Raw genomic sequence first — 21,786 nt, 5'->3', positions numbered from 1 at the left:
ATGAGGGACAACAACGATGTCGCTGCACTAGCGGACATCCTCCAAATCTGGAAGGTCATTATGAAAAAGATCGGATTCCTATCCTTCGGCCACTGGACGCCCTCCCCCCAGTCGCAGACCCGCTCGGCGGCCGATACGCTGCTGCAGTCGATAGACCTCGCCGTGGCCGCAGAAGAACTGGGGGCTGACGGCGCCTATTTCCGTGTGCACCATTTCGCCCGTCAGCTGGCCTCGCCCTTCCCGCTTCTGGCCGCCGTCGGCGCCCGCACGAAAAAGATCGAGATCGGCACCGGCGTCATCGATATGCGTTACGAAAACCCGTTCTACATGGTGGAGGACGCCGGTTCGGCTGACCTCATCGCCGGTGGACGCCTGCAGCTCGGCATCAGCCGGGGCTCGCCGGAGCAGGTCATTGATGGCTGGCGTTATTTCGGTTATCGCCCGGCCGAGGGCCAGAGCGAAGAAGATATGGCGCGGCAGCACACCGAGGTTTTCCTCGAGCTTTTGAAGGGCGAAGGCTTTGCCGAGCCGAACCCGCGGCCGATGTTCCCCAACCCGCCGGGTCTTCTGCGGCTGGAGCCGCATTCCGAAGGCTTGCGCGAGCGCATCTGGTGGGGCTCGAGCTCCAATGCAACGGCAGTGTGGGCGGCAAAGCTTGGCATGAACCTGCAAAGCTCCACGCTGAAGACGGACGAAACCGGTGAGCCTTTCCACGTCCAGCAGGCGCAGCAGATCCGCACCTTCCGGGAAGCCTGGAAGGAGGCCGAACATGCGCGTGAGCCACGCGTCTCCGTCAGCCGCAGCATCTTCGCCCTCGTCAATGATCGCGACCGCGCCTATTTCGGTTACGGTAACGAAGGCGACGACAAGATCGGCTATATCGACGATAAGACGCGTGCGATCTTCGGACGCAGCTATGCCGCCGAACCGGAAGAGCTGATCGAACAGCTGAAGGCCGACGAAGCCATCGCCGAAGCTGACACGCTGCTGCTGACCGTGCCGAACCAGTTGGGCGTCGATTATAACGCCCATGTGATCGAGACCATCCTGAAGCAGATAGCGCCGGCACTTGGCTGGCGCTAAATCTGGAAAAATCGTATCATCCACACGCCCTCACCCCGGACTTGATCCGGGGTCCAGCGCGATCAAGTCTTTGATCGCGAAAGAGTCTTTTTACGGCGCAGACGCGCCGTGGCTGGATGCCGGATCTAGTCCGGCATGACGGAGGACGTGCTTTCCCTCCGTTAAAATCCGGGCTGTATACCGCTGCTCTAGTTCAGCGCCCTGCCGTAACGCGCGAAGCTCTCCGCCAGCGGCGTGGTGCTCGCACCCGGCTGCTCAGGCCGTTTGTAGACACCATCCCGCACCTGGATCGGTTCTTCGAAATGATCCTTGATCCACGGAATATATTCGAGAATGGTCGACGCCGGATGCCAGTAGCTCAGATGCACATGCACCTGGCTCATCTCGCCGGCATGCGGCACGACAGGCAGGCGATGGGCGAGTGCCAGATCGGCAACCTGGATATATTCGGTGACGCCGCCAAGCCGTGTTACATCCGGCTGGACGTAAGCGACGGCGCCGGCATCGATGAAGGAACGGAACGCATCCACCGTATAGAGCTGCTCGCCTAGCGCAATCGGGATAGTGGTATTGCGCGCCAGCCGGGCATGGCTCGTCACATCGTCATACCACAGCGGCTCCTCGAACCAGTAGATGTCCAGATCCCTCGCTGCCGCACAGAAGCGCTGGCATGTGGGCAAATCCCATTTGCCGTTGCCATCGATGGCGATGCGGATGGATGAGCCGACGCGTTTGCGGACGGCAGCAAGCCGGGCGATATCGATATTCGGGTCGTCATGCCCGACCTTGATTTTCAGCCGGGTGAAACCGTCTTCCTCCACCGCCCTTGAGCTGCCTGCAAGCAAATCGTCCAACGAGAAGGAAAGCCAGCCGATATCGGTATTATAAGCTTCCACTGCCGCCGTGCGTGCGCCGCCGAGATAGTGCCACAGCGGCACGCCTGCCTTTTTCGCTTTCAGGTCCCAGAGAGCCACATCGATCGCAGCTAACGCCAGATGGGTGATGCCAGCCCTGCCGACCCATTGGAGTGAGGGATAACGAGCGAGCTTCATCCAAAGCCGTGAATGCTCCGACGCATCCTCGCCGACGAGCAAGGGCGCGTAACAATCGCTGATGCAGGATGTGATCAGCCTGTCCGACGCCAGATGCGCATGGGTGCCGGTGAAACCATAGCCCTCGAGGCCGTCACAGGTGGTGACCTTTGCGCCGACAACACCCCAATGGGTGATGCTGTGGGTGGAATCGGAAATGGAGTCCGATGTCAGCGGCAGGTGCAGGATGAAGGGTTCGACGGCGGTAATTTTCATGATCGGTCATTCCTCGATGCTTGAACGCTTCTGGGGAGGAAAGGCGGAAGTCCCTTTCTGAGACACGCTTTGCCGACTGGGCGGGTGAAATCGCGTCATCTCCCGCGTCCAATGGTTGCAGGAGTCAAACCGTCAGGGGATTGCCGGACCGCCCTCCTCCGGCAGCCGGCTTCCGATGGCAGATAGAGCTAACGGAAAAACGGATTTTGTAAAATAAAAAATTTTTTATTTTTAATATTCGATCATTGCCTGCTTCACAAAGCTGGGCGATGATGTGGGCATGAACACACTCGTCAAAGTCACGCTCGCCGAACAGGCGCACCGGGAACTGCGCGCACGCATCGTCAGCGGCAAATTGCGCGGCGGCGAACGTCTGCTGCCAAATGAACTTGCCGCCGATCTCGGCATCAGCCCGACGCCGGTCAAGGAAGCCTGCCTGAAACTCGAGGCGGATGGGCTGGTGGTCAGTTCGTCCCGGCGCGGAATGGTGGTGCGCGACTTCACGTTCGAGGATGTGGAGGAACTATACGCGGCCAGGATGCTGCTTGAAAAAGGTGCGGTGGAAGTGGCCTTCGATGCCGGGCAGCTGGACGAAACGCTGCACGCGGCACTGCTGGAAAGCCTTGGCAAACACCGCGCCTTCGCCAAAGGCTCGACGCTGGATGAATTGTCGAAAGCGCTTTTTTACGACCGCAGTTTCCACGCGACCCTGGTCGCAGCGGCGCGCATTCCGGTCATTTCCGGTTCGCATGAGCGCATCCTAGACCAGACCCACACGGTCTTCGTCTCGATCCTCGGTGATTACGCCCGCTCGGTCGAGGAGCACCAGAATATTGCCGATGCCATTGCCGCTGGCAGCAAGGCCCAGATCATCGATGCGCTGTGGCGGCACCTGGAGCGCAGCCGCCAGAACACGCTGCGTCAGGTCCGATTGCTCAAAGAGGCCGGCGCCTGATCATTTAAAAAACAAGTGGAGGACTGCATGCACGAAAACCCCGGGGTCGCAATTCCATCAGCGCGAGCCGAGACCATCTCATTCCACAGGGGGATTTTGTGCTGATGATGGACCGGCTTTCCGCTAGAACCCTGCCCCGCCTGCCGCACACGGTCACGACCCCTGCCTATGAGCGCATGAAAATCACGCCCGGCATCGTGCATCTCGGCGTCGGCGCCTTTCACCGGGCGCATCAGGCGGTTTTCATCGACGATTGCCTCAATCGCGGCGAAACAGGATGGGGCATCGTCGCCGCATCGCTGCGCAGCCCGGACACCCGCGACGCCATCGAACCGCAGGATAATCTCTACACCTTCTGCCTTCGCGATGGCCAAAGCGAGCGCCTGCGCATCGTCGGCTCGATTCTTGAAACCGTCGTCGCCCGGGAAAACCCGGAGCGACTGGTGGAGCGGATGGCCGACCCCCGCGTTCTCATCGCGGCCCTTACCGTGACGGAGAAGGGTTACCTGACCAATCTCGCCTCCCGCAGCCTGCTGCGCGACCATCCCGATATCGTCCACGATCTCGAAAACCCGGAGCGGCCGCGCTCGATCTTCGGCTTCATCCTTGCAGCGACCCGGCGCAGACGTGCCGAAGGCTCCCTGCCGCTGACGCTGCTGTCCTGCGACAACCTGCCCGCCAACGGCCACATGCTGCGAAAGCTGCTGCTGGAATTCGCGAGCCTTGCGGATCAGGAACTGGCCTCCTTCATCGAAGCCAATATTGCCTGCCCCTGCTCGATGGTGGACCGTATCGTTCCCGCCACCACGGATGCGGACCGGGATGCGATTTCGGCCACACTCGGCCTCAGCGATGCATGGCCGGTCGTCGCGGAACCTTATTTCCGTTTCGTCATCGAAGACCGTTTTCCCCATGGCAGGCCGGCGCTTGAGAAATCAGGCGTGGAATTCGTCGATGATGTCGAACCTTACGAGCATATGAAGCTGAGGATGCTGAACGGCTCCCACAGCGCCATCGCGGCCATCGGCCAGATTGCCGGCCTTGCGACGGTGGCCGATGCCTGGGCTGAAAAGACCGTGCGCGACTTCATCGACGTCTATTGGCGTGAGGTCGGACGGACGCTGGATCCTGCCGTCAATGGTTCTGAATTCGCAGCCGGCCTGCGGCAGCGTTTCGCCAATCCCTCATTGCAGCACAAGACCATGCAGATCGCCTCCGATGCGTCGCAGAAAGTGCCGCTGCGGATACTTTCACCACTACGAGAACTGCTGGCGGAAAAGGCTGAGTGCGGAGCGGTCATTTTTGCCGTCGCGCTGTGGATCAGGTCCTGCGCAGAGGAAGATGAAAAGGGGCAGCCGATCACCATTCTCGACCCCGCCTTCAGGGAGTGGGATGCGCCGGATCAACTGGCGATGGCTCCGGATGCGGTGGTCGACCGCTTCCTCGCTTTCGAACGCACCTTTGGCAGCGACCTGCCCGCCAACGAAACCTTTGTCCTAGCCCTGAAAGCCGCCTATCGCAACATTCGCGAGCAGGGCGCCCTGGCGGCAATTGGGCGATTCCTGAAGTCCTGAAAAAAGAACAGGCCGGAAATCCGGCCTGCTCCCAACCTTTCGTCAACCGTCAGGCTGTCGCCGCCTGTCTCGCCGCCTTGCGGCGCTCCACGCGGGCGCGAATGGCATCGACGTCCGTGATCGGGGTCGCGGCGAAGAGCTGACGGGTATAGGGGTGCTTCGGATCGGCGAAAAGTTCCTCGCGCGTGCCCTGCTCCACCGCCTCGCCCTTGGAGATGACCATCACGTCATCAGCAATGTAACGCACCACGGAAAGATCGTGGCTGACGAAGACATAGGTCAGTTCGAATTCCTCCTGCAGATCGCGCAGCAGGTTCAAGACCTGTGCCTGCACCGAAAGATCGAGTGCCGAGACCGGCTCGTCCAGCACCAGCAGCGCCGGGTTCAGCATCAGTGCACGCGCAATGGCGATGCGCTGGCGCTGGCCGCCGGAGAACATGTGCGGATAACGGTTGAAATGCTCAGGACCAAGGCCGACCTTGACGAGCATGGCTTCAGCCCGCTCGCGGCGCTCGGAAGCAGGAATCTTCGTGTTGATGATGAGTGGTTCCATCAGCACGTCACCAACCTTCTGGCGCGGATTGAGGCTGCCATAGGGGTTCTGGAACACCATCTGCACCTTGGAGCGCATTTCCGTGCCGGGACGGCGCCTGGCGATATCGACCGGCTGGCCATCGATCTTCAATTCACCGCCGGAAGCCGGATCGATGAGGGCAATGATGCGAGCCAGCGTCGACTTGCCCGAGCCGGATTCACCGACAATAGCGAGCGTCTTGCCGCGCTCGACGGCGAAATCGATGCCCTTCAGGGCCTGCACCATCCTCGCACCGCCGAACAGGCCGCCGGGAACGTGATAGTCGCGGGTAATGCCCTTGCCTTCAACCACGATACTCATCGAACGCCCTCCTTGCCGAAGAAATCGGAGACTGTGGGCAGACGGTCGCCGGTGGCATTCTCCGGCAGGGCCGAAAGCAATGCCTTGGTGTAGGGATGCTGCGGGGCTTCGAAGAGGCGCAGCACATCCGCCTCCTCCATCTTGCGGCCCTTATATTGCACGACGACACGATCGGCGGTCTCGGCAACCACGCCCATATCGTGGGTGATGAGGATCAGCGCCATGCCATATTCTTCCTGCAGCTTCATCAGCAGGTCGAGAATCTGCTTCTGTATCGTCACGTCGAGCGCAGTCGTCGGCTCGTCGGCGATCAGGAGACGCGGCTTGGAGGCAATCGCAATGGCGATCATCACGCGCTGGCACTGCCCGCCCGACATCTGGTGCGGATAGGCCTTGAGCTTGGATTCCGGATCGGGAATACCGACAGCACGGAATAGCTCCAGCGCGCGGGCGCGTGCGGCAGCGCCACTCATGCCGAGATTGAGGCGAAGCACTTCCTCGATCTGGAAACCGACCGTGAAGGACGGATTAAGCGAGGCGACCGGCTCCTGGAAGATCATGGTGATCTCACGGCCGATCAGCTTGCGGCGCTCCTGCGGCGACATGGCCAGCAGATTGATGCCGTCAAAGACCATCTCATCGGCAGTAATCGTCGCCGTATCCGGCAGCAGGCCCATGACGGCGAGCATCGATACCGATTTGCCCGAACCGGATTCACCGACGATGGCCAGCACTTCGTGTTTGTCCACGGACACATCAATGCCGTCGACGGCGGTGAAGGCACCGGTGGCGGTGGCGAATTTCACCGTCAGGTTCTTGATTTTCAGCAGGCTCATATCTCAGCTCCGCTTCAGTTTGGGATCGAGCGCATCACGCAGCCCGTCACCCATCAGGTTGATGGCAAGCACCGAGATCAGGATCGTCAGGCCGGGAAGAGTAACAACCCACCAGGCGCGCAGAATGAACTCACGCGCTTCCGCCAGCATCGTGCCCCATTCGGAGGCAGGCGGCTGAGCGCCCATGCCGAGGAAGCCGAGTGCGGCCGCATCGAGAACGGCGGACGAGAACGAAAGCGTTGCCTGTACGATCAGTGGCGCAAGGCAGTTCGGCAGGATGGTCTTGAACATCAGCCGGAGATTGCCGGCACCGGCCACGCGCGCGGCCGTGACATATTCACGCCGAAGCTCGCTCATCACCGCCGCACGCGTCAGACGCGCAAAATGCGGCTGATAGACGATGGCAATGGCGATCATCGCGTTGGTGAGCCCCGGCCCAAGGATCGCGACCAGCACCAGCGCCAGAAGCAGCGATGGGAACGCCAGGATGACGTCCATCACACGCATGATGACGGTATCGACCCAGCCGCCGAAGAAGCCTGCGATGAGACCGATGACAATGCCGCCAACGAGCGCGATGGAAACGACAACGATGCCGATGAACAGCGAATATTGCGCGCCGTATATCAGACGGGACAACATGTCACGCCCGACGGCGTCGGTGCCGAAGAAGAAGCCGGCACGGCCGCCTTCCTGCCAGACCGGCGGCACCAGCAGCGCATCGCGATATTGCTGGGTTGGATCATGCGGTGCGATCAGCGGCGCAAAAACCGCGACCAGCACGAGGAGAATAAACACGGCAAGGCCGATGACGGCACCACGGTTCTGACGGAAATAGAACCAGAAATCGGCGATCATCCGGCGGCGGATGGCGGCGTCAGAAAGCCTGACGACCGGAGCTGTGGTCACATCGCTCATTTGTGACGGATCCTTGGATTGATGAGGCCGTAGGTGAGGTCGACGAGCAGGTTGACGATCATCACCAGACCCGCGATCAACAGCAGGCCGCTCTGCACGACCGGATAGTCGCGGCGCGAGATGGAATCAATCATCCACTTGCCGATACCCGGCCAGGAAAAGATGGTTTCGGTCAGGATGGCGCCAGCCATCAGCACGCCGATCTGCAGACCGATGGTGGTGATGACGGGGATCATGGCGTTGCGCAGCGCATGAATGCCGACGACACGGGAAGGCGACATGCCCTTGGCGCGGGCCGTGCGCACATAATCCTCGCCGAGAACCTCCAGCATGGCCGAGCGCGTCTGGCGCGCAATGACGGCAAGCGGAATGGTGGCAAGCACCACCGAGGGCAGGATGAGATGCGAAAAGGCCGAGGCGAAGGCGCCCTTCTGTCCCGAAATCAGGCTGTCGATCAGCATGAAACCGGTGACGGAGGGGAAGAAATACATCAGCGAGATGCGGCCCGAAACCGGTGTCCATTGCAGGATACCGGAGAACATGATGATGAGCAGCAGCCCCCACCAGAAGATCGGCATGGAAAAACCGACCAGAGCCGTCGTCATGGAAATCTGGTCGAACCAGGAACCACGTCTGATGGCGGCGATGACACCGACCGGCACGCCGATGAGCGTTGCGATGATGATGGCGACGAGACCAAGCTCGACCGTCGCGGGAAAGAGCGACAGGAACTCGGTGAGAACCGGCTTCTTGGTGACCAGCGAATTACCGAGATCGCCCTGAAGCAGCCGTCCCAGGAAATGAAGATATTGCTGCCACACGGGCTGGGCAAAGCCGAGCTGTTCGGCAAGCTGCGCATGCCGTTCGGGCGAAATGCCACGCTCGCCCGCCATCAGCAGCACGGGATCGCCCGGCAGGACGCGCACGAAGGCGAAGGCAACGATGGTGATCCCGAGGAAGGTCGGAACGAGATAGAGAAGTTTGCCGAGAATGAACCGGATCATGGCTTTTTCCTGAAAAGACGCGCGGAAGAACAGGGTTCTTCCGCGCGTCCGGTTGTTCGGGGATTACTCCGCGATGTCGACGTTTTCGAAGGTGAAGTCGCCAAGCGGGCTCATGGTGAAGCCGGAAACCTTGGCGGACATGGGAACGAACTGCGTGGAGTGCGCAAGCGTCGCCCACGGAGCCTGTTCCTTGAAGATCACCTGTGCCTGCTCATAAAGCTTGGTGCGCTCGGCAACGTCGGTGGTCTGCTTTGCCTTGGCCAAGAGGTCCGAGAACTCCTTGTTGCACCACTGTGCACGGTTCGCACCGCCTTCACCGGTTGCGGCGCAGGACAGGAGAACGCTAAGGAAGTTGTCCGGGTCACCGTTGTCGCCGGTCCAGCCGAGGATGACGGCGCCGTCGCGCTTTGTTTCGGTGGACTTCTTGAGATATTCACCCCACTCAAAGGAGACGATCTCGGCCTTGACGCCGACCTTCGCAAAATCCGACTGGATCAGCTCGGCGGTACGACGGGCGTTCGGCATGTAAGGACGCTGCACCGGCATCGCCCAGATCTTCATCGACAGATCCTTGACGCCAGCGGCTTCGAGAGCCTTCTTGGCAGCTTCCGGATCGTAAGCATCGTCCTTGATGCTGTCGTTGTAGGACCACATTGTCGGCGGGATCGGGTTCTTGGCAACCTGGCCTGCACCCTGGAACACGGCGTCGATGATCGCCTGCTTGTTCATCGCCATGTTCAGCGCCTTGCGGACTTCCGGCTTGTCGAAAGGTGCAACGGTCGTGTTGTAGGCGAAGTAAGCGACGTTCAGGCCCGGCTGTTCATCGAGCTTGAGGTTCTTGTCGGCGCGGATGGTCGCGAGATCAGCCGGAGCAGGGTATGGCATCAGGTGGCATTCGCCAGCCTTCAGCTTCTGCAGGCGAACCGCGGCGTCAGGCGTGATCGCGAAGATCAGGTCGTCGATCTTCGGGGCTTCACCCCAGTAGTCGGCGTTCTTCTGGAAGCGGATGACCGCGTCCTTCTGATAGGCGACGAACTTGAACGGACCGGTGCCGATCGGCAGGTTGTTGAAGTCTTCCTTGGTGCCGGCCTTCTCAAGCGTATCGGCATATTCCTTCGACACGATGGATGCGAAAGGCATGGCGATGTTGGCGAGGAACGGCGCTTCTGGACGGGTCAGCACGAACTTGACCGTGTAATCGTCGACCTTGACGATTTCCTTGATCAGGGACGGCATTTCCATGGAGTTGTAATATTCGTAGGTGATGCCTGCGATATACTGGTTCCACGGGTTCTTCGCGTCGCCCTGGCGGTTGTAGCTGAAGATCACGTCGTCAGCGTTGAATTCGCGGCTCGGCGTGAACTTGTCGTTGGAGTGCCACTTGACGCCCTTGCGCAGGTGGAAAGTGTACTCGAGACCATCCTTGGAAACGTCCCACTTTTCCGCAAGGCCCGGCTCTACTTCTGTCGTGCCCTTCTTGAATTCCGTCAGACGGTTGTAGACCGGATGCGCGGAAGCGTCGAAGGTGCCGCCTGCGGTGTAAGGCGACGGATCAAAGCCTTCCGGCGATGCCTCGGAGCAGTAAACGAAGGTCTTCGCCATGGCTGGCATGGCGGAAGTCATCGCAAGTGCAGAAGCGATAAGCAAACTGCGGGTCAGCATTTTCATCTGATGGTCCTTTCCCTCTTTTTCTGAGTTCCTGCGGCCCCCTCCAGGGGCCTACCTCTTCTGGTCAGCGGCGGCACGGGGATGCCCGTCTCGCCGTTCGGTCTTTGCCTCCCGACCAATTACCCGGCGACCGGCTGAAACAACCGGTCGAGGTTCGTTTCCGGTGGGCAGAACCAGCGCGGCCCTGCCTCCGTCATGTAAGCGATATCTTCGAGACGAACGCCGCATTCCCCATAAACGCACAGCATCGGCTCGATGGAAAAACACATGCCGGGCTCAAGCGCCGTGGCATTTCCTGCAACGATATAGGGTTCTTCGTGAATATCCAGCCCAAGCCCGTGACCCGTACGGTGCGGCAGACCGGGAAGCTGATAATCCGGACCAAATCCGGCCGCCTTCAGACTGTCCCGGGCGGCCTTGTCCACCTCGAAACAGGCGGCGCCAACGCGGGCGGCAGCGAAGGCCGCGGCCTGTGCGTCACGTTCGGCATTCCAGAGAAAACGCTGCCGTTCCGTTGGCTTGCCAAAGACATAGGTACGGGTGATATCGGAACGATAGCCATGAAGAATACCACCGAGGTCGACCAGTACCATGTCGCCCTGGTTCAGCGTCTGCGCATGGGGCACGCCATGCGGATAGGCCGTCGCCTCGCCGAACTGCACCGCCACAAAAAGCGGCTTCATGCCAAGGGCAATATGGGCGGCATTAACGAAATCCGCGACTTCCGTGGTGGAGATGCCGGGACGCAGGCCTTCGAACACCGCCTTCTGCACATTATAGCTCGCGTCCATCGCTGTCTGAATGAGGGCGATCTCCGCTGCAGACTTGACCTGCCGCTGGGCGACAATCAACGGCTGAGCGGAAATGATGCGGCCTTCCAGACGCTGCATGAGCGCGGATGCAAAAACAAAGGGCGTAGCCGGATCGATGGCGACGAAGTGACCTGCACAGGCCAGCGCACCGATACGCCTTGCCATCAGGTCGAACGGGCTTTCATCCTCTTCCCAGGTGGCGACTGCGCCGGGGATACGGATCAGGGTCTGGAGTTTCGGTTCCTCGAAGGTCGGGCTTATATAGATCGGCTCGCCCTCGGCCGGCACCAGAGCACCGTGAATACGCTCGGAAAGGCCAAGCGACAGACCGGTATAATAAGTCAGCGACGACGAAGCGTCGAGCCAGACCGCCTTGATGTTTTGCTGGGTCATTCGCGCCTGCAGGCCACGCAACCGCAACCTGAGCTCGTCTTCAGCGATCGATGAAACCGCGATCGGCTGAAACTGCTTCAGCGCCTCTTGAAAGTCTGCCATTCTCTCCCCGCCGCCCTCGGGCGCACGGACACTGGCGTGCCGGCACCTCCCAAGCGTTCTTTTGCCCATGCTTAACCACAGGGGGAAGGCTAAGCAATGGGGCGGGAGGACGCACCGCCACAAAACTGTGCATATTTATCTAGACATAACGAAATCGTGATCGACGCGAGCCTGATTTCAGGAGTCGTTGCCTTGACGCGGAAATCGAAAATCCCCCGGAAATCCAAGGGAGAAACCAGCCCCTTGTCCACGCATCGCGTGCAGCCGGGAAACGGACGCCAATCCACCACGTAAAAAAGAGCCAAGAAAAGGAAAAAGCCTGCCGCGGGAGGAGGTGCGGCAGGCTTCAAACTTGATCGGTGATTGGGAGGAGGAGTACCACCGATCCACATCGAGCGACGCTGGGAGGAGGAGTGCGTCGCTTCGATGATTTGAATATAGCGGGATCTGTGATTTTTAACAGAGCAAGTCTCGCAATGCAGCATTGCATTTCTGCATAGCTCCGGAATGACTGCCCGGTTTTTCGGCACAACCTACCCTACCGCGGGAGGTCAGCTCTCCCGGTAGACCTGGAAACCGGCGAAGGACTGGTTGACTGGCATGAGCTCAAGACTGTTGATGTTGATATGTTTGGGCTGAGAGGCGACCCAATAGATGGTGTTGGCGATATCATCGGCCGTGATCGGATTGACGCCCTTGTAGAGATTGTCCGAAGCTTCCTGATTGCCCCCGGTGCGCACCAGCGTAAATTCCGTTTCGCACATGCCCGGTTCGATCGAGGTTACCCTGACGCCCTTGCCGTGCAGATCCGAGCGCAGACCGAGCGAAAACTGCCGCAGGAAGGCTTTGGTGCCGCCGTATACATTGCCGCCCGTATAGGGATAATGCGCGGCAACAGACGAAAGGTTGACGACGATACCTTTACGGTCGATCAGTGTCGGCAGGAGATGGTGGGTGATGTTCAGCAGACCGGTGATGTTGGTGTTCACCATGGTCTGCCAGTCCTTTAGCGGCACCTGCGGCGCGGGGGCCGTGCCCAGTGCCAGACCGGCATTGTTGACGAGGACATCGATGTCTCGGAAGCCCTCCGGCAAGGCGGCAAGCGCTTTTTCGGCCGCGTCCTCATCGGTGATGTCGAAGGCGGCGCCGTAGAAAGCCGATCCGAGTTCGGCCGCCAGTGCCTCCAGTCGTTCCGCCCGACGGCCCGTGCCGATGACCTTCCAGCCTTCCCTGATGAAGCGTCGGGCCGTAGCCTGTCCGAAGCCCGACGTCGCGCCGGTGATGAGGATGGTTCCGCTCATGATGATGCCTCCACTCTATTCGTTTTTTCAGGGTCAATCGGTGTCAGTAGTTTTTCCGCCGCCGCTGCAAGGCAGCGCTGGTAGGCGGCGAGATCCGTATACAAGTCCTCATCGGAAACGTCGCCGACAATAACGTTGCCGCCCCGCCGCAAAATCCCGCCGTGCAGCATGAGATTGTCGACCATGTCGAAATTCTCGATCGACAACCCGTCCGGTCCGCGATACCGGCCCGTTTCATCCACGGTGACAACATTGCCGTAATGCGCCTTGATGCGGCTGAAGTGATTGGCCGCGACATTGGTGTAGGCGAACACCGGCTTGCCCAGCGCGCACATGAAGCCCAGCTCGTAGCTCGTTCCCGTGTCGGCGGCGATGCCGCGAAACGGTGTGAGATTGGCAATCACGGCATCCGCTTCAAGCATCATCCCTTCGTCGACTTCATTGATGTTGCAGCCATGACCGATCCTGGTATCCGCCGGCGGGATCTGCAGATCGCCCGGCGAAAGCGGGATGAAGCCGGCCTCCCGCGCCAGTGCTGCCTTGAGGTCGAGCATTTCGCGCGCATTCGGGAGGAACACTTCCGGTCCGGCGAGATAGATTTTCTTTGTCATTGGGAATTCATGCAATTTGTCAGGAAAAGATTTCCGACCCTAACCCGGGGACTTTCGCAAAGGCAAGTGCCAAGGGCGTGCGGCGTGGCGCGGCGGACCGACCGATAAAACGGTATCGTCCCGCTAGTCTTTCCGTTATAGCCGGAGCAGTAGACTGGAATTTCTGGAGCAGGACATGGCAGCACCCATCCGTTATCACGAAGGCGATATTTCCGCCGAAGATGCCGCGCGCTATACCGGCGCCATCGCCATCGATACGGAAACGCTGGGGCTGGTGCCGCGTCGCGACCGCCTCTGCGTCGTCCAGCTTTCGCCGGGCGACGGCACGGCAGACATCATCCGCATCGCCGCTGGGCAGAAAGAAGCGCCGAACCTCGTGCGCATGCTTGCCGATCCCGCCCACCAGAAGATCTTTCACTATGGCCGTTTCGATATCGCCGTGCTTTTTCATACGTTCGGTGTGACGACCACGCCTGTCTTCTGCACCAAGATCGCTTCACGGCTGACCCGCACCTATACGGACCGGCACGGGCTGAAGGACAACCTCAAGGAAATGCTGGAGGTCGATATTTCCAAGGCGCAGCAATCTTCGGACTGGGCAGCGCAAACGCTTTCCCCGGCGCAGCTCGAATATGCCGCTTCCGACGTTCTTTATCTGCATGCGCTGCGCGACAAGCTGACGGCGCGTCTCATCCGCGACGGCCGCCTTGATCATGCCGATGCCTGTTTCGCGTTTTTACCGACCCGTGCGAAGCTAGACCTGCTCGGCTGGGACGAAACCGACATTTTCGCCCATAGCTGAGCGTTTTCGCCTTCGTTTAAACACTGATTTACCAGACTTGCCTATTCTCGGCCGTAACTTTGGGCGGCCGGGGACTTTCCAGATGATTACTCCGCTACAACAGACGGCGGGCATTGCAGTGAGCGACCTCATGCGCTCGATGGTCGAAACCATCGAGGAACGCCAGCGCGAGGAGCAGGAAAAGGCCAACGGCACCAAGAAGGATGATGCGGTCAGAACGAACCCGCAGCCGGATGAAAGCCAGCGCGTCGCCAATGAGAAGATAAGCGCTTATCTCTTCGGTGCCATGAAGCCGGACCCGGATGCCTTCGCCTCGCTTGTTTCCCGCTTTTCCGCCGCCCTCGGCATCACGCAGGACGTGGATGAATCCAATTTTTCCTTCGCACAAAGGCTTCAGGATGCGCTGACCCTGACCCAGGGTTTCGAAAAAACCGATGCGCAGGGAAAAGCCACCACAATTTCCCTCGCCTCCTTCGGTGTTTCGCAGTTGCAGGTCGTCGATGTACTGAACAACGGCGTCAACGCCAAAACCGATCCCATGGCGGCCCTTGCCGCCCGCATCGCCGAGCGTGCCGGCCTCACCGGAACGGAGGAGGATTTTGGCGCGCAGATGTCGGAGGCCATCATGGCCGCGCGGGCGACCTTGCCCATGAACGTCAGTGAACTGGAGGAATCGACCGGTCTCAAGGAGCTCGGCATCTCAGCCAGCGCGATGATCGCCGCCATCGCCAATCCTTACGGAGATCAGGCGCGAGCGGTAAAAGATGCGCTCAATGACAAGGCACAAGGCACTCTCTTCATGACGAGGGAGACCCTGAAGGTCATCCAGCGTCTGGAAGACGTGGCAGATCCGAAGTCTAAGGAAGAATTGCAGGCCGAACGTGGCGAAAAGCGCATTGGCGAAATCAACGATGCGGAAGTGGCAGCCGAACGGGAAGAAGATATCCAGACCCGTGACGCACAGGGCAAGCTTGAGGACGTGCAGGAACTTCAGGACGTCGTGAAGGAGCACATTGACGCCTCCGCCGATGAGAAGGCGGATGGCGCAGCCGGCCAGGGCCCCGCCGACATGTCATCGGAAATCGCCCTGATTTCCGTGCTCGCGGCAACGCCGGCGGAAGAGGCCCCACCTGCTGAAGGCGATAACGAGCCTGAGGGAGCGGATGCGGCCACCACGCCGGCCGATGCGGAAAACGAGGCAGAAAAGCTGCTTGATGCACAGGCCGCTGTCGAAGCTGCCGGAACCGACATCTTGCCGATTTCGGTCGATGAAAACGGCCTTTATGCATTGCTGAAGAAAAAGGCGGCATGATTGCCGTCTGGAACTGTCACGTGAGCGAAACATGATGTGAGTTCAGACATGGTCGATATCTCAGGCGTGTCAGGCGGCGCCATTCACGATGCCGAACCGAACGCGGCCCAGGCCCTTCTCTCCATGGCGGCTCCGCCCCTCGCGCCGGAGGATGCCACCATCATTCCACTGGCTGGCGAAGAAGCGACTATCGCGCCCGCAGAAATCCAGCCGGAGCGAAGCTCTCCGAAAGCGAGCTGGCTGGATGCCATGCCGCCGGAGGCGCTGGAAGTCACGGTGAGCGGACCCGATCGTATCTCCTCCGTCAATTCGGACGATAACGGGCTTTATCGCATGTTCATCGGCGTTTCGCCCTGAGCCGGTCCGGCCGCTCGCAATCACTTGGTTAGCCAAATCTTAATACCTGCAGGCGAGGATTCGGCTTGATGATTCTGTGTGCGCTGAAAAGAGCGGGCCTTCGAGCCTATGGTGCACATGACGCTCCCGCATGAGCGGGCGAGATGACACCTGTATGCCAGCGGCGTGGCGATTTTTCAACATTCGAGGCAGATGCGGATCACAGAGCCAATGGGGATTGGCGCTTTCACAGCCGGCGCCGGCCACCGATAGAAACGGAGCGCAGCATGTTACCGCCTGTATCCAAAGTTTCCGCAGCCGATGCCACCTATGGAGCCTCGCTCGCGCCGGCGCAGCGCGCGCAGCCGAAAGGCGTCGTGCAGCCGCAACCAAGCACTGCCCTTCCCGAACAGAGCGCCAGCCTTTTTTCACGGGCTGCAGTGGCCTCCCTCGCCGGCGAGTTCCAGCTGGCCCGGAGCACCGCAGTCTTGGCGGAAACACTCGGCAAGCTGATGAACCTGCCGCGACGGGACGGCGAAGCCGTCGAAACCTATGTCGGGCGTCTGACGGAAGCCTTACGCGCCCTGCCGCCCGCGCAGCGTCTTGCGCTGGAACAGCAGATTGGCAAAGCACTGCAGGGTCTCAGCCTTTCGATGCTCGCGGAAATCCTGAAACAGCCGACGGGACCGGATGCGGCGCGGCTTGCGCTGCTGATCGAGCTTTCGCGTTACAGGGGGGCCGATCTGGCTGCGAGGGCGGTGGTCTCCTCCTATCAGCAGAATAATTCCACCAGTCCGGCGCCCGCCCAGCCCAGGCAGCAGCCGACCGCCGCGAGCCCCAATGCGGAGTTCCGTTCCAATCCGCCCGCGGCAGCGCAATTGCCGGGCTCCACGACAACCGGCCGTCTGTTGCCGCTGCTCACCGGCCCACTCGCCCTCAGCGGTGCGGCAATGAAGGCAACGGTCACGGCGCTGACCGCGCAACCGGAAGGAGCCGTCCGGCATTCCGCCGCGCCCGCAAATGCGCCTGACCTGCCAGACCAGTCGGCAAAACCGGAAGGCAGGACGGAAAACACGACGCGTCCGCTTCCGCCGCAGACGGGCAGCATGACAAAAGAAGCGCCGGCAGAGACCCGTCCAGGCAATCCGCCTCGCGCACAAACCGGCGAAGCACGCCCTGCCCTTCCGCATCGGGAGATGATGAAGACCGAGCAGAAAGACGTCCGCACCGCCTCACCATCAATCTTCGACCCGCCTGCAACTGATGCAGAGAACGTGGCCAGTCCTGTGCTGGCCGCCACGGCCGGCAAACTGCCGGTGAGAGCAAGCACGACGCAGCAGCCCCCCGCCATGCCGCAGGGCATCGAGCTGCCATCGCCGGAGGATCAGCCAACCGAAAAGTCGGGGCTGATGACGTCCGCTGCCCACCCAACAGGGGAAGAAGCGGAGACGGTGGCTCACCGGCCTGAAGCTCCCTACTCTTCGCGACTCCCGCTGGACACGGAAGCGAGAATGGCGATGATGGAGCAATCCGCTTCGCAATCGCTGATCGCCGCCGCTCTGGCAAAAGACGGTACGCCGCTGCCGCTCGTCGCTTATCCCCCTGCCGATGATGATTACGAATCAGAAACGCCACCCCGGGGCGGCGGGCCTTTTTCCGACGATGAGGCGGAAAGCGAAAGCGGAGCGGAGTCTGAAAATTCCGGCGATGATGATGGCCTGGAAGAGCGCATTGCCGCCAATGACGGGATCGACACGCAGAAAAGTCCGACGGCGACGGCCTCCGACGACAGCGCGGAGAATTATTATCTCAAGATGAGCGGCGTCCTCTGAACGCCAAATTGCCTGCCGGCGGATCGCCCAAGAAAAAACCCGCCGGAAAATTCCGGCGGGTTCTTCATTTCAACGATCTAGACGATTATTCGCCGCGGTTCTTCAGAGCCGCGCCGAGGATGTCGCCGAGTGAAGCGCCCGAGTCGGACGAACCGAACTGTGCGACGGCTTCCTTTTCTTCAGCGATTTCCAGAGCCTTGATCGAAAGCATGACCTTGCGGTCCTTCTTCGAGAAGTTGACGACGCGGGCGTCGACAACCTGGCCAACGGAGAAGCGCTCAGGGCGCTGCTCGTCACGGTCACGGGAAAGATCAGCGCGACGGATGAACGAGGTGAGGTCTTCGTGGTTGACGAGCTTCACTTCGATACCGCCATCGTTGACCGCGGTGACTTCAGCGGAAACGACTGCGTTCTTGCGCAGGTCGCCGGAAGAAGCGGCTTCGCCGACAGCGTCCTTGCCGAGCTGCTTGATGCCGAGCGAGATGCGTTCCTTCTCAACGTCAACGTCGAGAACGACAGCCTTAACGACGTCACCCTTGTTGTACTCTTCGATGACCTGCTCGCCCGGACGGTTCCAGTCGAGGTCCGACAGGTGAACCATGCCGTCGACATCGCCTTCGAGGCCAATGAACAGGCCGAATTCGGTCTTGTTCTTGACTTCGCCTTCGACTTCCGTGCCAGCCGGATGGCTGTAAGCGAATGCCTGCCACGGGTTTTCAAGCGTCTGCTTGAGACCGAGCGAGATACGGCGCTTGGACGGATCGACTTCGAGAACGACAACATCAACTTCCTGGCTCGTGGACAGGATCTTGCCGGGGTGTACGTTCTTCTTGGTCCAGGACATTTCGGAAATGTGGATCAGGCCTTCGATGCCCGGCTCCAGTTCAACGAATGCACCGTAGTCGGTGATGTTCGTGACCGTACCGGAGATCTTCTTGCCAACCGGGTACTTGGCGGAGATGCCATCCCACGGATCCGACTCGAGCTGCTTCATGCCGAGCGAGATACGGTGGGTTTCCTGGTTGATGCGGATGATCTGAACCTTGACCTGCTGGCCAATGTTGAGGATTTCCGAAGGATGGTTGACGCGGCGCCATGCCATGTCGGTGACGTGCAGCAGACCGTCGATGCCGCCGAGGTCAACGAACGCACCGTAATCGGTGATGTTCTTGACGACGCCGTCAACAACCTGGCCTTCTTCGAGGTTCTGAACGATTTCAGAACGCTGCTCGGCACGCGACTCTTCGAGAACCGTACGACGCGAAACAACGATGTTGCCGCGACGCTTGTCCATCTTGAGGATTTCGAAGGGCTGCGGGTTGTGCATCAGCGGGGTAACGTCGCGGATCGGACGAATGTCGACCTGCGAACGCGGCAGGAACGCAACAGCGCCATCCAGATCGACGGTGAAACCACCCTTGACCTGGTTGAAGATGACGCCTTCGACGCGCTCGCCAGCTTCGAACTTGGCTTCGAGCTTGACCCAGCTTTCTTCGCGGCGAGCCTTCTCGCGCGACAGAACGGCTTCGCCGAGAGCGTTTTCAATGCGCTCGACGTAAACTTCGACTTCGTCGCCGACCTTCAGCGTGCCGTCCTTGGACTTCGCGCCGAATTCCTTCAACGGTACGCGGCCTTCAACCTTGAGGCCGACGTCGACGATGGCAACGTCCTTCTCGATTGCCGTTACGATGCCCTTGGCAACATAGCCTTCGGCAAGATCGTTGGAGGCAAAGGATTCTTCGAGAAGCGCTGCGAAATCTTCGCGCGTGGGGGTAGATACTGACATGAAATCTCCTGATTGCATCCGCGCAATGGCGAATACAAAAGCGCCGGTGGGCTAGTGTTGTTGATACCCGACCCCATGCCCGCCTTTTCAAAAGGCTTTCCGGCGCAAGGACATGTCTTCGGGCAATTCCTGACTAAACGCAGACGGCAGGAAGCCGTTCCGCGAAAAACCTATCTCTTCAGAGCGGCGTCGATGATCGTGCGCGCGGCCTGAAACGCCGCCTCTATACTCATTTCCGACGTATCTAGCAAGTGCGCGTCTTCAGCGGGTTTCAACGGGCTGTCGGCGCGGCCCATGTCGCGCTCGTCGCGTTTTTTCACCTCGGCGAAAATGGCATCATAGTCCGCGGTGCCGCCATTGGCCAGAATCTCATCGTAGCGCCGGCGCGCCCGCACGTCGGCAGAGGCGGTGACATATAGCTTCACTGGCGCATCCGGGCATACTACCGTGCCGATATCGCGGCCATCGAGAACCGTACCCGGCTCCCTCAAGGCAAAACGCTGCTGCGCCATCACGAGCGCGCGCCTCACCGGTGTCATCACCGCAATCCTCGACGCGGCTTCGCCAATATCGTGCCGGGACAGGACGGAGCGGTCGAGCCCCGCAAGATCGACGTCCAGGGCGACCTTCTCCGCCACGGCCTCGTCATCCAGCGGCAGGCCCGCGTCCAGAAGCGCCTTCGCTGTCGCCCTGTAGGTCAGCCCGGTATCGAGATGATGAAAACCGTAGGCTTCCGCGATCTTTCGCGACAGGGTTCCCTTGCCCGCCGCAGCCGGCCCGTCTATGGCGATCGTGAAGGTCATTAAGCTTTCCGCCTGTGCATCTGTTATTCATATAATAGAGTGCGACACGCCTTAAGATTTATATCAGCATTCCCGCACAGGGGTTGCGCCAAGGCAGGAGGCACCCGAAGTTTGTCTTTGACACGAAAGAGCGCAACGATTAAGGGGACCGGCTATAAATTTTACCGTCTATGCCGGTTTTACGGCGTACACCCCGAAACTCATTCGACAATTTGAGGCTTAGACAGTGGCAAAAGCGGAACTTGGTACCAAGCGCACAGACCCCGATACCGGCAAGAAGTTCTACGATCTGAACCGCGATCCGGTCGTTTCTCCTTACACCGGCAAGTCCTGGCCGCTCTCCTTCTTCGAGGAAAGCACAGCTCAGGCAAAGCTCGAGCAGGCTGAAGAAGAGGATGTAGCGGAAGTCGATACCGAAAACACGGAAGTCGAACTCGTGTCGCTGGAAGATGCCGACGGCGACAACAGCGGCGACGATATCCCTGATCTCGGCGACGACGATGACGTCGAAATCGACGACGACGACGACACCTTCCTGGAAACCGACGACGAAGATGACGACGACGACATGTCCGGTATCATCGGCGTATCGGGCGACGACGAAGAAGCTTGATTTTATTCGACAATTCGGCCCGACGACAAAAAAATGACGCCGGGCCGTTTTTTATGCTTGCACTCGTCGGAAAGCCGCAGTAGTAAGCCGCCACCGAACGGAACAACAACCGCTTCGGTTCCCGGAACCGGAAGAAATGCCGGAACCCTTATGGGGCTATAGCTCAGCTGGGAGAGCGCTTGCATGGCATGCAAGAGGTCAGCGGTTCGATCCCGCTTAGCTCCACCAAATTTCCCAAGATAAAATTCATCACGTCAGTAAAATCTGGATCGTGCGACCTTCAGTCCCACCTCACGCGGCCATCTATCGCAATAACGCCCGCACATCCTGTCCGTTGATACGGCATTCCAGAGAACGGAGCGCACCGCTCTCCTCCACCACGCGACATTCAATATATCTGCCGCGCAAACGGTTCTCCAGCGCTTTGAAGGCATTGAGGCCGCAGGCATAACGGCGGCCGTCCGGGGTGGTGCAGACACGGTTTCTCTCCACCTCCTCCACGCCTGCGAGGCGGAACTCCTCGTTTTTGAAGGTGAAGCGGCTGCTGGAGATGACGCGAAGGCGCTGGTCGGCATGCATCTTCAGCGGGAAGGGATCCGGCGGGGTCGGAACGCGCTCGTATTCCTGCCGGGTGGGGTCAACCCGTACGGGCGAGGTGGTCCACAGCTGTTCGGTGTTGGCCGCAAGTCCTGCCGGGGCGGAGGCAGTCTCGCCATTGACGAGCGAGGCAATCCGCATGCCGGCTATGGCAACGCCTATGACCAGGGCAATCTGAAACAGCAAAATTGCGACCTGCCGGACCATGTCACCGCAACATTAAAAACAATGAACAAAATAAAATCG

The 21,786-nt window shown here is 60.0% G+C and carries 20 protein-coding genes and 1 tRNA gene; 9 read left to right on the top strand and 12 right to left on the bottom strand.

Annotated features, from left to right (window positions below):
* Positions 1–60 precede the first annotated feature (60 nt).
* On the top strand, positions 61–1,083 hold the full coding sequence (locus tag QE453_RS05930; protein WP_279873894.1) for an LLM class flavin-dependent oxidoreductase: 1,023 nt from the start codon (positions 61–63) through the stop codon (positions 1,081–1,083).
* A 188-nt stretch (positions 1,084–1,271) separates the two neighbouring features.
* Here QE453_RS05930 and QE453_RS05925 read toward each other — a convergent pair whose 3' ends face one another.
* The gene (locus QE453_RS05925) at positions 1,272–2,390 is read right to left on the bottom strand and encodes a mandelate racemase/muconate lactonizing enzyme family protein (RefSeq protein ID WP_279873893.1); all 1,119 of its coding nucleotides are present in this window, start codon (positions 2,388–2,390) and stop codon (positions 1,272–1,274) included.
* A 280-nt stretch (positions 2,391–2,670) separates the two neighbouring features.
* Between QE453_RS05925 and QE453_RS05920 the strand changes: the two genes are divergently transcribed.
* Complete coding sequence (locus QE453_RS05920; RefSeq protein ID WP_135856771.1) at positions 2,671–3,345, top strand: GntR family transcriptional regulator; 675 nt, start codon at positions 2,671–2,673, stop codon at positions 3,343–3,345.
* A 104-nt stretch (positions 3,346–3,449) separates the two neighbouring features.
* Complete coding sequence (locus QE453_RS05915) at positions 3,450–4,919, top strand: mannitol dehydrogenase family protein (RefSeq protein WP_279873911.1); 1,470 nt, start codon at positions 3,450–3,452, stop codon at positions 4,917–4,919.
* A gap of 49 nt (positions 4,920–4,968) precedes the next feature.
* On the opposite strand, the gene QE453_RS05910 is transcribed toward QE453_RS05915, so the two are convergent.
* The 8 genes from QE453_RS05910 to QE453_RS05875 form a co-directional block, all read right to left on the bottom strand.
* Positions 4,969–5,814 carry an ATP-binding cassette domain-containing protein gene (locus QE453_RS05910; RefSeq protein WP_004437861.1) on the bottom strand — a complete coding sequence of 282 codons (846 nt, stop codon included), beginning with the start codon at positions 5,812–5,814 and terminating at the stop codon, positions 4,969–4,971.
* Positions 5,811–6,650, bottom strand: a complete 840-nt coding sequence (locus QE453_RS05905; protein WP_279873892.1) for an ABC transporter ATP-binding protein — start codon at positions 6,648–6,650, stop codon at positions 5,811–5,813. Before QE453_RS05905 ends, QE453_RS05910 begins: the two co-directional genes overlap by 4 nt.
* Positions 6,651–6,653: 3 nt before the next feature.
* The gene (locus tag QE453_RS05900) at positions 6,654–7,568 is read right to left on the bottom strand and encodes an ABC transporter permease subunit (protein WP_044459446.1); all 915 of its coding nucleotides are present in this window, start codon (positions 7,566–7,568) and stop codon (positions 6,654–6,656) included.
* Entirely contained in the window at positions 7,565–8,572 is a 1,008-nt protein-coding gene (locus tag QE453_RS05895) for an ABC transporter permease subunit (protein WP_004437854.1), read from the bottom strand. Before QE453_RS05895 ends, QE453_RS05900 begins: the two co-directional genes overlap by 4 nt.
* A 63-nt stretch (positions 8,573–8,635) precedes the next feature.
* On the bottom strand, positions 8,636–10,240 hold the full coding sequence (locus QE453_RS05890) for an ABC transporter substrate-binding protein (protein ID WP_004437852.1): 1,605 nt from the start codon (positions 10,238–10,240) through the stop codon (positions 8,636–8,638).
* 119 nt (positions 10,241–10,359) lie between these two features.
* Positions 10,360–11,547: a Xaa-Pro peptidase family protein gene (locus QE453_RS05885; protein WP_112416480.1), complete on the bottom strand. Its 1,188-nt coding sequence runs from the start codon at positions 11,545–11,547 to the stop codon at positions 10,360–10,362.
* 551 nt (positions 11,548–12,098) lie between these two features.
* Positions 12,099–12,848, bottom strand: coding sequence for an SDR family oxidoreductase (locus tag QE453_RS05880; RefSeq protein WP_006698072.1), 750 nt, complete (start codon positions 12,846–12,848; stop codon positions 12,099–12,101).
* Positions 12,845–13,459: a nucleoside 2-deoxyribosyltransferase gene (locus tag QE453_RS05875; RefSeq protein ID WP_022563461.1), complete on the bottom strand. Its 615-nt coding sequence runs from the start codon at positions 13,457–13,459 to the stop codon at positions 12,845–12,847. The genes QE453_RS05880 and QE453_RS05875 overlap by 4 nt, the downstream gene beginning before the upstream one ends.
* A gap of 175 nt (positions 13,460–13,634) precedes the next feature.
* Here QE453_RS05875 and QE453_RS05870 point away from each other — a divergent pair, with 175 nt between their 5' ends.
* From QE453_RS05870 to QE453_RS05855, 4 genes are all read left to right on the top strand, one after another.
* Positions 13,635–14,261, top strand: coding sequence for a ribonuclease D (locus QE453_RS05870; RefSeq protein ID WP_006698074.1), 627 nt, complete (start codon positions 13,635–13,637; stop codon positions 14,259–14,261).
* Between the two features lie 82 nt (positions 14,262–14,343).
* The gene (locus QE453_RS05865; protein ID WP_279873891.1) at positions 14,344–15,573 is read left to right on the top strand and encodes a hypothetical protein; all 1,230 of its coding nucleotides are present in this window, start codon (positions 14,344–14,346) and stop codon (positions 15,571–15,573) included.
* A gap of 48 nt (positions 15,574–15,621) precedes the next feature.
* Entirely contained in the window at positions 15,622–15,930 is a 309-nt protein-coding gene (locus QE453_RS05860) for a hypothetical protein (RefSeq protein WP_279873890.1), read from the top strand.
* Between the two features lie 266 nt (positions 15,931–16,196).
* Positions 16,197–17,741: a hypothetical protein gene (locus tag QE453_RS05855; RefSeq protein WP_309776532.1), complete on the top strand. Its 1,545-nt coding sequence runs from the start codon at positions 16,197–16,199 to the stop codon at positions 17,739–17,741.
* 85 nt (positions 17,742–17,826) lie between these two features.
* On the opposite strand, the gene rpsA is transcribed toward QE453_RS05855, so the two are convergent.
* Positions 17,827–19,527, bottom strand: a complete 1,701-nt coding sequence (rpsA, locus tag QE453_RS05850) for a 30S ribosomal protein S1 (RefSeq protein ID WP_004437832.1) — start codon at positions 19,525–19,527, stop codon at positions 17,827–17,829.
* Between the two features lie 170 nt (positions 19,528–19,697).
* Positions 19,698–20,330 carry a (d)CMP kinase gene (cmk, locus tag QE453_RS05845; RefSeq protein ID WP_135856775.1) on the bottom strand — a complete coding sequence of 211 codons (633 nt, stop codon included), beginning with the start codon at positions 20,328–20,330 and terminating at the stop codon, positions 19,698–19,700.
* A gap of 226 nt (positions 20,331–20,556) precedes the next feature.
* Between cmk and QE453_RS05840 the strand changes: the two genes are divergently transcribed.
* Both QE453_RS05840 and QE453_RS05835 read left to right on the top strand, forming a co-directional pair.
* Entirely contained in the window at positions 20,557–20,943 is a 387-nt protein-coding gene (locus tag QE453_RS05840; RefSeq protein WP_004437826.1) for a TIGR02300 family protein, read from the top strand.
* 152 nt (positions 20,944–21,095) lie between these two features.
* Positions 21,096–21,171: transfer RNA gene (locus tag QE453_RS05835), tRNA-Ala, on the top strand.
* A gap of 75 nt (positions 21,172–21,246) precedes the next feature.
* On the opposite strand, the gene QE453_RS05830 is transcribed toward QE453_RS05835, so the two are convergent.
* The gene (locus QE453_RS05830) at positions 21,247–21,747 is read right to left on the bottom strand and encodes a hypothetical protein (protein ID WP_004437825.1); all 501 of its coding nucleotides are present in this window, start codon (positions 21,745–21,747) and stop codon (positions 21,247–21,249) included.
* Positions 21,748–21,786: the final 39 nt, after the last annotated feature.

This window comes from Agrobacterium sp. SORGH_AS_0440 (assembly GCF_031453135.1).
GTDB lineage: Bacteria > Pseudomonadota > Alphaproteobacteria > Rhizobiales > Rhizobiaceae > Agrobacterium > Agrobacterium pusense.
The sequence above is the reverse complement of the archived record's forward strand: the minus strand, read 5'-3'. Positions and strand labels throughout refer to the sequence as shown.

What these genes read in the sequence shown, in the direction of transcription:
- QE453_RS05930 (WP_279873894.1), top strand. Translation starts at nt 61, where the DNA reads ATGAAAAAGATCGGATTCCTATCCTTCGGCCACTGGACGCCCTCCCCC.
- QE453_RS05925 (WP_279873893.1), bottom strand. Translation starts at nt 2,390, where the DNA reads ATGAAAATTACCGCCGTCGAACCCTTCATCCTGCACCTGCCGCTGACA.
- QE453_RS05920 (WP_135856771.1), top strand. Translation starts at nt 2,671, where the DNA reads ATGAACACACTCGTCAAAGTCACGCTCGCCGAACAGGCGCACCGGGAA.
- QE453_RS05915 (WP_279873911.1), top strand. Translation starts at nt 3,450, where the DNA reads ATGATGGACCGGCTTTCCGCTAGAACCCTGCCCCGCCTGCCGCACACG.
- QE453_RS05910 (WP_004437861.1), bottom strand. Translation starts at nt 5,814, where the DNA reads ATGAGTATCGTGGTTGAAGGCAAGGGCATTACCCGCGACTATCACGTT.
- QE453_RS05905 (WP_279873892.1), bottom strand. Translation starts at nt 6,650, where the DNA reads ATGAGCCTGCTGAAAATCAAGAACCTGACGGTGAAATTCGCCACCGCC.
- QE453_RS05900 (WP_044459446.1), bottom strand. Translation starts at nt 7,568, where the DNA reads ATGAGCGATGTGACCACAGCTCCGGTCGTCAGGCTTTCTGACGCCGCC.
- QE453_RS05895 (WP_004437854.1), bottom strand. Translation starts at nt 8,572, where the DNA reads ATGATCCGGTTCATTCTCGGCAAACTTCTCTATCTCGTTCCGACCTTC.
- QE453_RS05890 (WP_004437852.1), bottom strand. Translation starts at nt 10,240, where the DNA reads ATGAAAATGCTGACCCGCAGTTTGCTTATCGCTTCTGCACTTGCGATG.
- QE453_RS05885 (WP_112416480.1), bottom strand. Translation starts at nt 11,547, where the DNA reads ATGGCAGACTTTCAAGAGGCGCTGAAGCAGTTTCAGCCGATCGCGGTT.
- QE453_RS05880 (WP_006698072.1), bottom strand. Translation starts at nt 12,848, where the DNA reads ATGAGCGGAACCATCCTCATCACCGGCGCGACGTCGGGCTTCGGACAG.
- QE453_RS05875 (WP_022563461.1), bottom strand. Translation starts at nt 13,459, where the DNA reads ATGACAAAGAAAATCTATCTCGCCGGACCGGAAGTGTTCCTCCCGAAT.
- QE453_RS05870 (WP_006698074.1), top strand. Translation starts at nt 13,635, where the DNA reads ATGGCAGCACCCATCCGTTATCACGAAGGCGATATTTCCGCCGAAGAT.
- QE453_RS05865 (WP_279873891.1), top strand. Translation starts at nt 14,344, where the DNA reads ATGATTACTCCGCTACAACAGACGGCGGGCATTGCAGTGAGCGACCTC.
- QE453_RS05860 (WP_279873890.1), top strand. Translation starts at nt 15,622, where the DNA reads ATGGTCGATATCTCAGGCGTGTCAGGCGGCGCCATTCACGATGCCGAA.
- QE453_RS05855 (WP_309776532.1), top strand. Translation starts at nt 16,197, where the DNA reads ATGTTACCGCCTGTATCCAAAGTTTCCGCAGCCGATGCCACCTATGGA.
- rpsA (WP_004437832.1), bottom strand. Translation starts at nt 19,527, where the DNA reads ATGTCAGTATCTACCCCCACGCGCGAAGATTTCGCAGCGCTTCTCGAA.
- cmk (WP_135856775.1), bottom strand. Translation starts at nt 20,330, where the DNA reads ATGACCTTCACGATCGCCATAGACGGGCCGGCTGCGGCGGGCAAGGGA.
- QE453_RS05830 (WP_004437825.1), bottom strand. Translation starts at nt 21,747, where the DNA reads ATGGTCCGGCAGGTCGCAATTTTGCTGTTTCAGATTGCCCTGGTCATA.